At 45.2% G+C, this 15,580-nt stretch carries 14 protein-coding genes; 4 read left to right on the top strand and 10 right to left on the bottom strand.

Going from position 1 to position 15,580, the window contains the following annotated elements:
• Window positions 1-100 precede the first annotated feature (100 nt).
• Window positions 101-1,105: an adenosine deaminase gene (locus tag Q8W40_RS14655; RefSeq protein ID WP_305398223.1), complete on the top strand. Its 1,005-nt coding sequence runs from the start codon at window positions 101-103 to the stop codon at window positions 1,103-1,105.
• 111 nt (window positions 1,106-1,216) lie between these two features.
• Here the strand turns inward: Q8W40_RS14655 and Q8W40_RS14660 are convergent, their stop codons facing one another.
• From Q8W40_RS14660 to Q8W40_RS14680, 5 genes are all read right to left on the bottom strand, one after another.
• Entirely contained in the window at window positions 1,217-3,103 is a 1,887-nt protein-coding gene (locus Q8W40_RS14660) for a methyl-accepting chemotaxis protein (protein WP_305398225.1), read from the bottom strand.
• A gap of 302 nt (window positions 3,104-3,405) precedes the next feature.
• Entirely contained in the window at window positions 3,406-4,299 is an 894-nt protein-coding gene (gene cyoE, locus Q8W40_RS14665) for a heme o synthase (RefSeq protein WP_305398226.1), read from the bottom strand.
• 2 nt (window positions 4,300-4,301) lie between these two features.
• On the bottom strand, window positions 4,302-5,384 hold the full coding sequence (locus tag Q8W40_RS14670) for a COX15/CtaA family protein (RefSeq protein ID WP_101111514.1): 1,083 nt from the start codon (window positions 5,382-5,384) through the stop codon (window positions 4,302-4,304).
• 20 nt (window positions 5,385-5,404) lie between these two features.
• A complete protein-coding gene (locus Q8W40_RS14675; RefSeq protein WP_305398227.1) occupies window positions 5,405-5,977 on the bottom strand; it encodes a hypothetical protein in 573 nt (190 codons plus the stop codon).
• A complete protein-coding gene (locus Q8W40_RS14680; protein WP_305398228.1) occupies window positions 5,955-6,785 on the bottom strand; it encodes an SURF1 family protein in 831 nt (276 codons plus the stop codon). Before Q8W40_RS14680 ends, Q8W40_RS14675 begins: the two co-directional genes overlap by 23 nt.
• Here Q8W40_RS14680 and Q8W40_RS14685 point away from each other — a divergent pair.
• Window positions 6,784-6,999: a DUF2909 domain-containing protein gene (locus tag Q8W40_RS14685; RefSeq protein WP_305398229.1), complete on the top strand. Its 216-nt coding sequence runs from the start codon at window positions 6,784-6,786 to the stop codon at window positions 6,997-6,999. The two genes, Q8W40_RS14680 and Q8W40_RS14685, sit on opposite strands and share 2 nt — an antisense overlap.
• Before the next feature lie 30 nt (window positions 7,000-7,029).
• Here the strand turns inward: Q8W40_RS14685 and Q8W40_RS14690 are convergent, their stop codons facing one another.
• Genes Q8W40_RS14690 through coxB form a run of 4 tightly spaced genes read right to left on the bottom strand, consistent with a single transcriptional unit; the run spans window position 7,030 to window position 11,217 of the window.
• Window positions 7,030-7,905 carry a cytochrome c oxidase subunit 3 gene (locus Q8W40_RS14690; protein WP_305398231.1) on the bottom strand — a complete coding sequence of 292 codons (876 nt, stop codon included), beginning with the start codon at window positions 7,903-7,905 and terminating at the stop codon, window positions 7,030-7,032.
• Complete coding sequence (locus tag Q8W40_RS14695) at window positions 7,902-8,495, bottom strand: cytochrome c oxidase assembly protein (protein WP_305398232.1); 594 nt, start codon at window positions 8,493-8,495, stop codon at window positions 7,902-7,904. The genes Q8W40_RS14690 and Q8W40_RS14695 overlap by 4 nt, the downstream gene beginning before the upstream one ends.
• Window positions 8,496-8,509: 14 nt before the next feature.
• Window positions 8,510-10,105: a cytochrome c oxidase subunit I gene (ctaD, locus tag Q8W40_RS14700; RefSeq protein ID WP_305398234.1), complete on the bottom strand. Its 1,596-nt coding sequence runs from the start codon at window positions 10,103-10,105 to the stop codon at window positions 8,510-8,512.
• Window positions 10,102-11,217: a cytochrome c oxidase subunit II gene (coxB, locus tag Q8W40_RS14705; protein WP_305398366.1), complete on the bottom strand. Its 1,116-nt coding sequence runs from the start codon at window positions 11,215-11,217 to the stop codon at window positions 10,102-10,104. Before coxB ends, ctaD begins: the two co-directional genes overlap by 4 nt.
• Window positions 11,218-11,718: 501 nt before the next feature.
• On the opposite strand from coxB, the gene Q8W40_RS14710 reads away from it, so the two are divergent.
• On the top strand, window positions 11,719-13,431 hold the full coding sequence (locus Q8W40_RS14710) for a phospho-sugar mutase (RefSeq protein ID WP_305398235.1): 1,713 nt from the start codon (window positions 11,719-11,721) through the stop codon (window positions 13,429-13,431).
• Between the two features lie 198 nt (window positions 13,432-13,629).
• A complete protein-coding gene (locus tag Q8W40_RS14715; RefSeq protein ID WP_305398236.1) occupies window positions 13,630-14,376 on the top strand; it encodes a substrate-binding periplasmic protein in 747 nt (248 codons plus the stop codon).
• A gap of 39 nt (window positions 14,377-14,415) precedes the next feature.
• On the opposite strand, the gene serB is transcribed toward Q8W40_RS14715, so the two are convergent.
• Window positions 14,416-15,324: a phosphoserine phosphatase SerB gene (serB, locus tag Q8W40_RS14720; protein ID WP_305398238.1), complete on the bottom strand. Its 909-nt coding sequence runs from the start codon at window positions 15,322-15,324 to the stop codon at window positions 14,416-14,418.
• Window positions 15,325-15,580 lie beyond the last annotated feature (256 nt).

Here is a 15,580-nt window from a genome sequence, read left to right on the forward strand (position 1 = left end):
AGTGACTCTTAACTTTTCTCATCATATTGAATCTAAACTAAGCTGAGGCTTCAAAGTAAATACCTTGCAATAATCAGTAAGCACGACATAAGGAGTTTCTATGAAAGCATTTATCCAGCACCTCCCAAAAGTAGAGCTCCATCTGCATATTGAAGGGTCTCTTGAGCCAGAACTAATGTTTGAACTGGCTAAACGCAACAAGGTTTCCATTCCATTTAGCAGTATTCAAGAGGTAAGAGACGCGTATCACTTCCATAATCTGCAATCCTTTTTAGATATCTATTACCAGGGAGCCAATGTACTGGTTAAAGAGGAAGATTTTTATGATCTTACGTGGGCATATTTGCTGAGATGCAAGCAAGACAATGTGGTGCATACAGAGATCTTTTTTGATCCTCAAACCCACACCGACCGAGGCATTTCATTTCACACTGTTATCAGCGGTATCTCAAAAGCACTGGATAAAGCGGAATCAGAGCTTGGAATAAGCAGTCAAATCATCATGTGCTTTTTGCGCCACCTCGATGAAGAAGCTGCATTGAACACCTTAGAAGAAGCGTTACCCTACAAAGAAAAAATCATCGGTGTCGGTCTGGACTCTTCCGAAGTTGGACATCCACCAGAAAAGTTCGAACGAGTATTTGCAAAAGCACGCTCTGAGGGTTTCTTAACCGTAGCGCACGCTGGAGAGGAAGGCCCCGCACAAAACATCATTGATGCCTTGGATATGCTAAAAACATCTAGAATCGACCATGGCGTTCGCTGTGTTGACGACGAGGCACTGGTTCAGCGACTGGTCGAAAACCAAATTCCATTGACTGTCTGCCCACTTTCCAACACCAAATTGAAAGTATTCGAGCAAATGAGTCAGCACAACATCGTCGACCTACTCAGAAAAGGCGTGTGCGTGACCATCAATTCGGATGATCCAGCCTACTTCGGTGGCTATATGACGGATAACTTCCTTGCCGTCTCAGAGGCTCTCAATCCAACGAAGCCGGAGTTAGCGCAGTTTTCTCTAAATGCTATCGAAGCCAGCTTTATTTCACCACCATACAAAGAAACGTTACGCGATACGGTCATCAAGTATCTTGCGAATAATTAGGGTGAGAATAGAAGCTTAACGCTTAGGTAAAGATAAACAAAAAGCCCCAACTTTGGGGCTTTTGAACGTTAATGCGGTAAAGTCTGTTGAACTAGTTAACCTACTTTAAACTTAAACTTTAAAGCTATTCACTGAGCGTTGTAATTCGCTGGAAACGGAATTCAATTCCAACGCTGTCTGGACATTGCCCTGAACATCTTGAACAGTACTGCGAGCCAGATCGTTCACATTCACCACGTTTTCATTAATATCCGTCGCAACATGAGACTGCTCTTCCGCAGCCGTAGCAATCTGATTATTCATGTCCTGAATTTTGCTAATTTCTTCTTGTATCACTTGCAGCGATTGACTTGCTTCGTCCGATTTCACTAAAGTTTTCTTAGCGTTTTCTGCGTTTTCTTCCATTAAACTCACAGACTGTTTCGCTTGCTCTTGAAGCACCGAAATCATAGATTGGATTTCATTGGTGCTTTCCTGAGTTTTATTGGCGAGGTTACGAACTTCATCTGCCACCACAGCAAAACCACGACCTTGTTCGCCAGCACGGGCAGCCTCAATAGCGGCATTCAGAGCGAGCAAGTTGGTTTGCTCAGCAATACCGCGAATAACGTCTAGAATCCCACCCACATTCATCGTTTCTTTTTCAACTTCCAAGATGGAAGATTGAACACTTTCGATATTATTAACTAACAAGTTGATGTCTGTGTTCATTTGGCTAACGACACCAAGCCCCTGAGTGGAAGACTCACTGGCATCGTTAGAAGAAGTCGATGCTTGCATTGCATTTTGGGCCACTTCAGCAACGGTTGCTGTCATTTCGTTCATTGCGGTTGCCACTTGCTCTAGTTGCATCATTTGAGACTCGGATGAGCGGTTTACCTGATTTGAAGAAGATTCGAGTTGACCAGATAAATCGGTAAGGGCGGCAGACGAGGTATTAATGTTTCCGATGATCTGCTTAATGCTTTCCCCCATGATCAATGTCGAGCGATAAACCCCTGTTTCACTCCCCTCTAGCGGTCGAATCATCGTTAAGTCGCCATTCGCAATTCGGTTAACAAACTCTTCAATCTCTTTAGGTTCGCCACCGATTGGGCCATACATCAATTTTTCGACAGCGGCATACACGACAACGATACCAATAACTGCAAAGACAAGCCCTGCAATACCGTTGATCTTCACCATAGTATTCGAAGGTTCGTTAATATCGTCCCACGACGCCCAAGCCCAAACAGACCATCCCAACGAATCAATTCTGGAAGACACAACGTAAAAATCCCCCTTATCAGGCACGTTGTAAGAGTGTTCACTGCTTTTATGAGTGCCGAATTCGCGATAGCTTGGACGCAACTCATAGATGTTCTTACCAACAAAATCGGGGTAACTGGCGGCCATCAAGAAACCATCAGCACGTGATACAAAGAGGTTTGGCTCAGCCGAGAGTTCATTAATGTAGTCGGTGATGTCGCTCATCTTTAAACTCAGACCAATCACAGCCTTAATTTCACCATTCCGACGATAAGGGATCACCGCTGACATGGTTAAATCCCCTGTCGTAGACAGATAAGGATTGGTGACTGAACGCGCTGCACCACTAAAGCCTTGAATAAACCATTCGCGTTGCTTTTGTTTGGCATTGAAGTCGGGAATCAGACCGTTAACATCGTACGTCGTGCCATCAGGCAAACCGACATACATATTCAGCACTTTTAAGCTTTGCTTGCCGTGCGTCAATGCATCGATAACGCGATCGCTGATCACTGGTGCGCCTTCACTATCAAGCCTAATACCAGCGCCTGTCGTTTCTAGTGCTGTAAAGTATTTATTCATTTTACTTTCGACAGCTTTCGCAACTAAAAATGATTTATCTGAAAGGTTCTTACGATAGTCGTCGGTTGTGGCCGTTTTGAATTCAAAATATCCAATGACCGAAGTCACCAGAATTGTAAACGCGATCAAGCAACCGATTGCGGTTACCAGCTTAGATTTCACACTCATTTAAAATATTGTCCGATAATTTTGTTGGCTTCGTGTGAAATCTATCAGTAAGGAAGGGAGACTAGGAAACACATTTTGCACTAATAATTAAACAAAATTATCGGTTTCTTTAGGCTCAAAATCACCAATATGATTTGATGGTTCTTTGGGGAACACCTTATTTCACCATAAAATTATTCGTTGAGTTTAAAATTTCAAACCCAAAAAACATACAAGAATGATAACGAAATGAATTGTGGAAATGAGCTTTTTGAAAAACCATGTACTCAAACCACCTTGAGGTGATTTGAGTATAATTGTCACTAACCTAGGAAATGATCCACCAGTAAAGCAACAAATAAGAACATCAATTGATAGATAGAGAAGATGAAGGTACTCATGGCATCACCCTCTTCCTCATGATATTTCAGTTTCCACGCTTTATAGATGAATCCAGCACTTAAAAAGCTTGATACGACTAAGTAAATAAGGCCGCTCATGCCAACCAAAACTGGGAATAGGCATGCAATAGCTAACAGGACGGTGTACAACAAAATACTGGTTTTAGTGTATTCCACACCATGTGTCACTGGCAGCATGGGAATATCAGCACGTGAATAATCGTCCTTCCTGTGTATGGCTAACGCCCAAAAATGAGGGGGTGTCCAGATAAAGATGATCATCACAAGTAGCCAAGCATGGGAATGCAATTCATTGGTGACCGCCGTCCATCCAAGTAAAGGAGGCATAGCACCAGCAATTCCGGCTATCACGATATTTTGAGGCGTTGCTCGCTTTAAATACAAGGTGTACACCAGCGCATAACCCACCAAACTTGCTAGAGTCAGCCAAGCCGTTAACTCATTCACCCACCAGTACAATGCGACAAACCCAGCGATACCGAGCACAATCGCAAATATAAACGCGTTGACGGCTTTAACGTGCCCAGAGGGCAAAGGGCGCTGATAAGTTCTCGCCATTATGGCATCAATTCTGCGATCAATTAGGTGATTAAATGCCGCTGCACTCGACGCCATTAATCCGATCCCAGCTAATGCGATCAATGCCGTCACAACGGGAAACTGCCCTTTTATTGCCAAAATCATTCCTACCACTGCCGTCAGTAGCATTAAAGCAACGACTTTAGGTTTCGTGAGCTTGTAATAATCTTGCCACGACGCGCCTTCTATTCCTGCTCTAGAAAGAGATTTATCCATACTCAAAGCCCTCGCTCTTGTTCCATAAGAGGCTGTGACACACTGCGCCACACATGGAAATTGATGTAAATCGTACACAACAGTAAAAGTGCCGCACCAAGGTTATGCGCCACCGCTACAGGTAATGGGAGATTCAATAAAACATTACTCATACCAAGTCCAATTTGGGCGACGAGTAACACCATTAACATAAACGCTCCCTTGCGAAGCTGAATATGCGTTTGCTGAAACAACTGAAACGCCAACCCCATCAACACAACAGATGTCACTACCGCTCCGATTCTATGCGTAACGTGAATGGTCATTCTTGCCCCATAATCCAAGACCCCAAATTCATAATTTGTGTGTCCTTCTTGGCGGAAATCAAAGGCTTCAGAAAAATTCAAATAGCCAACCCAATCCCCTTCACAAATGGGTAACTCCGTACACATTAATGCGGCGTAATTGGAAGAGGTCCACCCCCCTAGAAAGATTTGAAGAACAACCACTGCAAGAGAGAAAGAAGCCAAAAGTTTCAGCATTGGTGTGTTGACGACGATAGGTTCATGCGGAGAAGTTATTGAAGAGGGGTTTCCATCGCTCACCGTAAAGTGTGCAATGTCATTGAGTTCGTAGCCCACTTCTTGTTTAAGGCGACAGTAGAGCAAAAACAACAAGCTAAATAAGGTAAACCCACCCATTAAGTGCAACATGACAATCACGGGCATCAATTTGAGCGTCACTGTCCACATCCCTAGCGCCGCCTGAAAGACGATGAGCAGCGACAGTGAAACCGGAATCACCCGCCCGCCATGGCGAGATTGAAGCGTCAAATAACTAATGGCAAAAACAACCAGTCCAAGCGTTCCCGCCAAATAACGGTGAATCATCTCTAACCAAGCTTTATAAGGCTCGACTTCGTTTTCTGGGTAGAGGAGTTTGGCGGTGGAAAGTGCTTTATCTGTCGAAGGCACACTAAGATGACCGTAACAACCCGGCCAATCTGGGCAACCCAACCCCGCGTCAGCTAGCCGCGTGTACGCGCCCATTAAGATAACCAAAAATGTCAGAATCAGGCTTACTTGAATCAGTCTGATGATATTCATACGCGCCCCCTATCCTTGATTTACCCCACGCGAGATAACTTCAATAGTTTCTTAAAGTCGGCAATTAACCCCTTACTCTGCTGTACTAGTAATTCAGGGTTAAGCTGCTTCGGGTAATGCATAACCAATTGACCTCGTGGGTCTACAATGATGTATTCATTGGTGTTGAAATCAGAAAGAAATTTGTCGTTAGATTTAACGCGATTGAAGCTGTAATCCTGCAGTACCGACGTGTCGCTATTTGGGTGAATGTATACCGTTGGTTTAACGCGCTCTTGGTACTTCCCTAGGGATACATAGCTTTGTTGCAGTAAGTGCAACTGCTGGCGGCACAATGCATTGCATTCTTTCGGTAGAACATACCCAAGTTGCCACTGTTTTTCAGATTCTGAACCCATGGAATAATCGGTTAAGTAACTATCTGGCTCCACCAAAACCCCCTGATTTGTCACCCCAGGTTGATACCAATTCATTTCCAAAATAACTTTGGCAACAATGGCTGGCATCGCAAACAACCCCACCAGCGCAAGTAAAATGATGCGCCCACGCTTCACATTGGGTGTAGAATCTCTATCCATGTTTTGAACTGTCATCGTTTTCTCCCTTGGGTATCAGGCGAATATTGAGTGCTCTAAGCAGCACCAACGCCATAATGAGCGCAAAAACTAATGCCATCGAAAACCACTGCAACGCATACCCAAAATGTTTTTGAGAAGACATTGGAACCGGGTGCCAAGGCTGAGGGTATTCAAGGTTTAAGTTGCTGGGCTGAATAACAAAAGGCAGTAAAGGAAGCCCAAGCTCTCCTTCCAAAGCTTCTATATTCAGGTTTTGAATTCGTTTGGGCCATCCACTTTCCGCATGAAGCTTGTCACTAACGGGGTTGCTTTGTTTTTGATACACCCTCCCCTCCAGCAACTCGGGTTGGGTTAGCTCTTTAAAGCTGGGCAATACGCGACGATCATGCCCCGTCTTCACAAACCCGAGCTCTACCAGCACATAACGTCCGTTTCCCTGATAGCCCGATGTCACTTTCATCGGTTGAAGCATCAAATACCCCACTTGTCCGTTCCAAACCTGGTTATCAAGCAAAAACGTACGATGCGAAACAGGCATAACATCCATTTTCACTTTTGCTCCAGTCAGGCTTTGCTGCGCATCACTTAAATATTCCTGACTGAGATTGGGGCTGATGTCGTTTGCCCTCTTTAGCAACATATCTAAAGGCTCCGGTGCCATCGTCGCTCGCTGGGCTAGTGCCTTTTCGTAGTCTAACTTTTGTTCACCACGTCCCATTTGCCAAAAGCCCAACTTGATCAGCAGAGTAAATACCACCAAAGTGAGAATTAGGGCGAACCAAAATTTTGGTTTTAACGTCAACGCAACCCAGGGAGACAACATGGTAGCCTCACTGTTTAAACTCGTTCTGGTCTTGACACTCTGTTTCATTATCTTCAACCTTGGTCGCGCTTTAGTGGTGATGGTAAAAGGCAAAAGCGATAAGCCTGCCAGTCACTTCTTGGGTCGCCGTTTAGTTTTCTCCGCTTTGGTTATCGTATTTTTGCTCATTGCGCTTCAGGCGGGCTGGATTGAACCCAACCCTAGACCTTACTAACGCCAGCTCTACTCATTCGGGGTAGAGCTTCTAAAGCACATACACAAAGATAAATAGACATAGCCAAACCACGTCCACAAAATGCCAATACCAACTTCCCGCTTGAAACGCGAAGTGATTTTCAGGTGTGAAGTGGTCGTAGGCAATTCTTGCCAGCAATACCGACAAGAAAATAGTCCCCAGTAACACATGCATGCCGTGGAAACCTGTTAACAAGAAGAAGGTGTTGCCATACACACCAGACTGCAGCGTCAGCCCCATTTCCTGATAAGCGTGAATGTATTCTTCCGCTTGATAGAACAAGAACACAATCGCCAAAATAATGGTAATCTCCAACCACACCACCAGCGCCATTCGGTGGTTCTTCTCTAAACTGGTATGCGCCATATGTAGCGTGATGGAAGAAGTCAGAAGAATCATGGTGTTGAGAAAAGGCAATCCTTGCCAGCCCATTGCTTCTGTCGTTTGCCCTGCTGGGGTTAATGTGAGTGGCCACATCGCTTCAAATGCAGGCCAAAGCACTTCATGAGTCATTTGATTATTGTCTGCCCCCGCCAGCCACGGGACAGAAATCATTCGGGCATAAAATAGCGCACCAAAGAAAGCACAGAAAAACATGATTTCCGAGAAAATAAACCAGCTCATGCCCTGCCGGAAGGAAATATCAATTTGTTGGGAATAAAAACCCGACAAAGATTCACCAATAACGTTTCGCATCCATCCGATGAACATCACCAGAAAAACGACAAATCCGCCTATTAGAAAGACTTTCCCAAACACACTGCCGGTTTCTAAATTTTGTACAGTAACGCCAGCGCCGACTGCAATAAAAAACAAGGCAATCGCGCCGACTATCGGCCAAATACTGTGTGAGGGGACATAATAAGTTTGGTGTTGTGTTGTCATTGCACCGCTCCTTGATCCGTTTCTGAGCGTGAAATTAGAGCCACGGTTTTCTTATCTTCTGGCTCTGTGATATTGAATAGCGTGTAGGAAAGTGTCAGCGTATGGATAGAGTCGGGAATCGTCGGCTCAATATAGAAAATTACGGGCAGTTCAGCGCTTTTATTCCCTTCCAACGGCTGGCGATTAAAACAAAAGCATTCAATTTTATTGAAGTACGCCGCGCCATTACCCGGGGCAATCGAAGGAACGGCTTGACCAATCAATGGTGAACCGTTGAGATTCGTCGCCATATACCGTGTTTGAACTACCTGCCCGGGGTGAACATCCATGACCTTTTTAGCGGGTATGAACGTCCACGGCATATCAGGTTTTACATGTGCCATGAACTCAACACGAATAACACGTGATGTATCCACCTGCATGCCTACTGGGCTGCTCACGGCTTCATTGTTGGGTTTACCGTTAATACCAAGTTGCTCGCACATAATGTCGTACAGTGGTATTAAGGCAAACCCAAAGCCGAACATGCCTAGTACACCAAGCAAAAGCCAGCCTGTCAGTTTGCGATTTGAAGGTTTTGCCGTATCCATCGCTGCATCTCCGATCAATCAACTTTAGGTGGCTGACTGAATGTGTGATGAGGTGCTGGGCTTGGTACTGTCCATTCCAAACCTTCCGCTCTTTCCCACGACCGAGCCTTGGCTTTCTCGCCTCCTTTGATGCATTTAATCACCAACCAAAGGAAAATAAGCTGAGACAGGCCAAACGCAAATCCGCCAATCGACACAATTTGGTTCACGTCCGCAAACTGAATGGCGTAGTCGGGAATTCGCCTAGGCATGCCTGCCAATCCCAAAAAGTGCATCGGGAAGAACAGAACATTCACCGAAATCACCGAACACCAGAAATGCCATAGACTCAACCGATGATCGTACATGTGACCCGTCCATTTAGGCAGCCAGTAGTAGGCGGCCGCCATGATCGAGAAGACGGCTCCGGAAACTAAAACATAATGGAAGTGCGCCACCACAAAATAGGTATCGTGGTATTGGAAATCAGCGGGCACAATCGCCAACATCAATCCCGAGAACCCACCTATCGTAAACAGCACAATAAATGCGATAGCAAACAACATGGGCGTTTCAAAGGTCATGGCTCCCCGCCACATCGTCGCCACCCAGTTGAAGACTTTTACCCCTGTCGGCACCGCAATCAACATGGTGCAATACATGAAAAAGAGTTCGGCAAACACTGGCATCCCGGTGGTGAACATGTGGTGTGCCCAAACCAAAAACGAAAGCAGCGCGATACTACACGTCGCGTACACCATGGAGTGATAACCAAACAGCTTCTTACCACTGAAGGCTGGAATAATGGCCGATACGATCCCGAAGGAAGGTAAGATCATGATGTACACTTCGGGGTGCCCAAAGAACCAGAAAATGTGCTGGAACATCACTGGGTCGCCGCCGCCTGCTGCATCAAAGAAACTGGTGCCAAAGTACTTGTCTGTCAGAACCATAGTAACGGCGCCGGCCAGCACGGGCATTACGGCTATTAACAAAAATGCCGTGATTAACCATGTCCAAACAAACATTGGAAGCTTAAACCAAGTCATGCCCGGAGCACGCATGTTGACAATGGTCACGATCACGTTGATCGCCCCCATTATGGAACTGATACCCATAATATGGACAGAAAACACGAACAATGCGGTGCTATCAGGACCATACGTCGTCGACAATGGCGCGTAGAACGTCCAACCAAAGTCCGGACCGCCACCTTCCATAAAGAGCGAACTGATTAAAATGAGAAACGCAAAAGGCAATATCCAGAAGCTCAAGTTATTCATACGTGGCAAAGCCATATCTGGCGCACCAATCATGAGCGGAATCATCCAGTTTGCCAGCCCGGTAAAGGCTGGCATCACCGCACCAAACACCATGACTAAGCCATGTACCGTAGTCATCTGATTGAAGAAGTGCGGGTCTACCAACTGCAAGCCAGGCTGGAACAATTCGGCGCGAATGATCATCGCCATTAACCCGCCCGTTAAAAACATCGCAAAGCTGAACCACAAATACAGCGTGCCAATGTCTTTATGATTGGTCGAATATACCCAACGAGCCAGCCCTGAAGGCGCTGCATGATGATCGTCATGATCATTTTCATGAGAATTTACATCGGTTGAACTGTTCATTGTCCCTCCTCGCTGCGCAAAGTATTCACGTCTGACGCTTGCGCCATATCGCCTTTGTCATTACCCCAAGCATTCCGCTCGTACGTTACTACTGCGGCAATTTGCTCATCGGTTAACTGATTTCCAAACGCTTGCATGGCTGTACCTGCCACCCCGTTAAGCACAACATCAATGTGATTGTTCAAATCACCTAATGTCACAGGGCTGTCTTTCATCGCAGGGAAAACACCCGGAACACCCAATCCATTAGCCTGATGACACACCGCGCATCGGTCGTTGTACACTTGCTCGCCCATTGCCATGAGTTCATCCATAGAAAGCTCTTTAGAAAGTGCGGCTTTTGCCTCTTCTGCTGCTTGCTTCGCGACCAATTTTTGGGCGACTAACCATTCATCGAAGTCTTTCTCTTCCATGGCATGCACCACTATCGGCATAAAGCCGTGGTTCCGACCACACAATTCAGCACATTGACCGCGATAAACACCCGGTTCATCGATTTTGGTCCACGCTTCATTGATGAATCCTGGCACCGTATCTTTCTTCACAGCGAAATCCGGCACCCACCAAGAGTGGATGACATCGTCAGACGTCAAGAGAAACCGGACTTTCCGGTTGATGGGAAGAACAAGCGGATTGTCGACTTCAAGCAGGTAATTAGCCCCTTTCAGTTCATCACCTTCAATCTGCTTGGAGGATGTGGTTAACAAGCTAAAAAATTCGACATCCTCACCGAAATAGCTGTAATGCCACTTCCATTGAGAACCGGTAATCTTAACCGTGATATCAGATTGGCTGGTATCTTCCATATCGATAAGCGTTGTGGTGGCTGGCACCGCCATCGCAACCAATATTAGTATCGGAATCACAGTCCATATGATTTCCACTTTCGTGCTCTCATGAAAGTTCGCCGCTACAGCGCCCTGAGATTTACGATGCTTGAAAATGGCGTAAAACATGACCCCAAAAACGACAACCGCAATGGCACAGCAGATGTAAAAAATCAGCATATGAAGGTCATAGACCTGTTCACTGATTCGGGTTACACCCCTTGTCATATTGTATTGGCTTCCAGACCATGCCACCGTTGGGATTAGCGCACCCCATAAACACAAAGACGTTAATCTTTTCAAAAGATCTCTCCTCTGTTTCCGCTTACGGGCTAGACACGTGTGGTAGCGCAACGTGAATACCTCATAAGCATCAGATCGCCGTCCAAATCCGTTTGTGTTTTTATAGACGGTGATCCACTTCGCATTTCCACACAGTAATGTGATGGAACGCATGCCATGCGACTTTGGAATTATTTCCAAAGCGCTAACTATTTGTTATGGCTTTGTTAATAACCCTAGATTCTTGGCGGCAATTGTTCAAGAATTAAACGACTCTCTCCATTTTGGAATTAGACTTTGATCCCCAATTTGCCCCTTAATACTCCAGTTGTTGCTTATTGTTCGCTGAAATATCTTCTGTAAAAATTTCAAAAAAAATTCATCTCGATTTAATCGATTGCGACCCCATTGTGAGATCTAAACCACAAAAAAAGGTGTAATCGGAAATGGATATCAATTAATTTAGAGACATACTATTTAGGTACCCTTTGACAGGAAAAAACGATGAACGAATTGATGAAAAGCTGGCTGGAAAGAGACCCAGATCCTCGTACACGTGAAGAGCTGAATACACTTCAAAAAGAAAACCGCTCTGAAGAAATTGCAGACCGATTCAAAGGACGTTTAGAATTTGGTACCGCGGGTTTACGCGGCGTTGTCGGGGCCGGTCCTAACCGCATGAACCGACTGGTTATCCAAGAAACCGCGACGGGTCTTGGTCAGTACCTGTTAAAAGCACAACAAGGTGCGGCAGAAAAAGGCGTTGTCATTGGTTACGATGGTCGCCCTGATTCGAAACAATTTGCCCACGACACCGCCTCTGCTCTTGCTGCGCAAGGCATCAAGGTTTACTTAACTCACGATGTTGCGGCTACTCCAATTGTTGCTTTTGGTGTTCTACACCTTGGTACAGCTGCCGCTGTTGTTGTCACCGCCAGCCATAACCCGCCTGAGTACAATGGCTTCAAAGTGTACTGGGACAATGGCGCTCAAATCATTCCACCACACGATTCTGGTATTGCTGCGAAAATTGACGATGCGGCTCAAAAGCCTCTTAACCTTATGCCACTTGAAGAAGCCGAAGAAAAAGGCTTACTCGTTTGGTTGAAAAACGATTACTACCAAACCTACCGCGACACCGCGAACGCCAGCCCATTGTTGCAAAGCGATCCATCGCAACAAGCCGAGAACCTAACTCTTGCCTATACAGCTATGCATGGTGTTGGCGCAAATATGGCTGAAACGCTGCTTGCCGATGCTGGATTTACACAAGTACACAGCGTAGCTGCACAACGCGAACCTGACGGCAGCTTCCCAACCGTCAATTTCCCTAACCCTGAAGAAAAAGGGGCGATGGACCTAGTGATTGCAGAAGCGAAGAAGCACAACGCAGAATTAGCGTGTGCGAATGACCCAGATGCCGACCGTTTTGCAGCAGCCGCAAGAAAAGCGGATGGCGAATACCAAATGTTAACGGGCGATCAGGTTGGTGTATTGTTTGGTCACTACCTGCTTAATCAAGCGCAAGATAACCAAAAGTTAGTGGGTGCAACGATTGTTTCTTCTAGCCTTCTAGCCAAAGTTGCGGAAGCCGCGGGTGGTACGTTCTACAAAACGCTAACGGGTTTTAAATGGCTGACTAACGTCGCTATGCAAGAGCAAACGGAAGACAAACAGTTCCTTTTCGCTTACGAAGAAGCACTGGGTTATACCGTAGGGACATTGGTTTGGGATAAAGACGGCCTAACCGCTTTGGTTGCCTTTGCTCAATTAGCTGCTCGCTTAAAAGCGCAAGGCAAGACCGTTTGGGATCAGCTAGAAGAGATTTACCGACAGCATGGCATGGTGATCAACGCGCAGCACAGCATCGCGCTTGACCCTTCAGCACCACCAATTGGAGATACGCTTCGTGCTAACCCACCAGCGACTATTGCTGGGCAGACGATTGCAAGTATTGAAGATTTCAAACTGTCGAAGCAAACCTTCGAAGACGGAAGTGAAAAAGCCCTAGAATTCCCAATCAGTGACGTGTTGATTTATCACCTCAATAACGGTTCACGTGTTGTGGTTCGCCCTTCTGGCACAGAGCCTAAGCTGAAGTGTTACTACGAAGTGGTTGAACCATTTAGTGCAGAAGAAAGCTACGCGAACGCGCACAAGCGTGCTGAAGAGAAGATCGACATGTTGATCAGTGAGCATCAGCACTCTCTTCAATAAGCCCTAAATTTAAATCCAATAGTCTAGAGAACGGAATCTCAGACATCGAGCCCTCTTCTGGAGGGCTTTGTCGTCTATTTCATCTTGGGTTATGCCATCACAATTAGTGAAATCATTTTAATAGCTAGGATTTCATAGGCGAGTTCAGAATTCCGACTAAGCTTACTAAAAACATAAATGCCTTTTTGGAATTTCGTGATGCTAAAAATATTGGGTCTTTGCCTTTTGGCTTTTGTCTTACCTGTTCAGGCTGATGTCAATCGAACACTTAAAGTATGCTGGGAAGACGAAGCCAAACCGCCATTTCTGATGTTCAGTAGCAAAAATGAACCTTATGGCATCATGGTAGATGTCGTAGGCGTTGCGCTCAAAGAGAATGGCTACGAGCTGGAACATATTATTCAACCATGGAAACGCTGCTTACACTCTATTCAGAGTGGTAAGGTTGATTTGGTTCCCAACGCCTCATACAAACTGCAGCGCACGGAGTTTTCACGCTACTCTTACCCTATCTATGAAACCAATATCGCTTTGTTCTACAAAGCGAAACGATTCAGTTCGCCACCTCAGTTTTTGTCTCAGGAAGACATTGCCAACTATAAAGTTGGTGGCGTCTCTGGGTTCAACTACAGCTTTGTTCATCCCGATGTGAATATTGATGTAGGGGCAAAATCGCGCGAGCACTTAGTAAAAAAACTCATCGCAGATCGTGTTGATTTCGCTTTGCTGCAAGTAGAGGTGCTCAACTATTTAGCCAAACAGAAAAAGATCGATGCCACATTGCTGGAGTATGTCCCTTTTCCAGGCAAAAAATCCAAGGCGTACCACGTAATTTTTAGTAAAAAGACAAACGACTCTGAAAACTTGAAAATCCTGTTTAATCAAACTTTTTTAAACATGAAACACAATGGTGAGATTGAAAAAATTAAAGCAAAATACATGTAACCACTTTTTGTGCCATTACAAATTTGTATCGTTACAAGTTTATGCCGTTACAAACAGTGTTTCTTTCAAACCCATTGCGTACAGTATGGTCGTGAGATCAGTGTGTTGTATAACCAAATCGCAATCCGAGATTAGTGTCGGTTTAGGGTGGTGACCAACGCCAAGCCCACTTTCCTTCAGCATGTACTTATCGTTCGCACCATCCCCAACCGCGCATACATCCGCACTCTCGATCTGGAATGTTGACGCACATTTTGCCGCAATGGATGCTTTCTCTCGCCCATCAATAATTAATCCTTCCACTTCCCCGCTTAACATTCCATTACGGACATTGACATGATTGGCATAATACGCACTGAACCCACACATTTCCGCTACGTATTGGGCAAATACCGACAGGCCACTGGTAATCAAAACAGTTCTACACGCGTTCGCTTCTAATGTTCTCACTAACGTTTTGGCACCTTGACTTAACTTGATTTCACCACAAAGCGAAAACATCGTCTCTACCGACATTCCCTCTAACAATTGAACCCGACACTTAAATGAATCCTGAAAATCCAGTACACCATTCATCGCGTTTTCGGTGATGGTTTTTACCTCAGACCAAACACCATTCAAGCTCGCAAGCTCATCCATCATTTCCTGAACAATGATCGTCGCTTCCATATCGGCAACCAGCAACTTTTTTTGTCGTGCGTCTTTATGCTGAATCACACAATCAAATTCCAATCCTTTCGATTCTGCCTTCGCTCTCAACTGCTCAACCAGAAAAGACGCATTTTTATCATTGATGTCCAAATGAAAATCCGCCGCTTTTTCATAGGAAAGCCACGTAACATGTTTGAAGCGAACTCGATATTGGGAACAGAGAGTTAAAACAACCATAAAAATGGATGACCATTGATGGCCATTGTTTGCCTTGGTGACGACAGTCAGTACATACATAATTTATCTCGACGTTATTTATATTGTTGTACTGCAGATAAAACCGCCATTGTCCCGCAACACAGATATAGATTGACGAAAAAATAGGTGCTCTACCATTCACCTAAAGACATAATTTTTGCTCATAACTTTTAGCACCGCTTTCAATATTATTGGGAAAAATATGTACAGAAGTAACAACCCCACACCATACTAAGTATGTCGCGAGCAGTACCCCTCACGTGGGCTACGACTTTAGTTATAGTGAAGCGATATA

The sequence above is a fragment of the Vibrio penaeicida genome (assembly GCF_030689305.1).
GTDB classification, from domain to species: domain Bacteria; phylum Pseudomonadota; class Gammaproteobacteria; order Enterobacterales; family Vibrionaceae; genus Vibrio; species Vibrio penaeicida_B.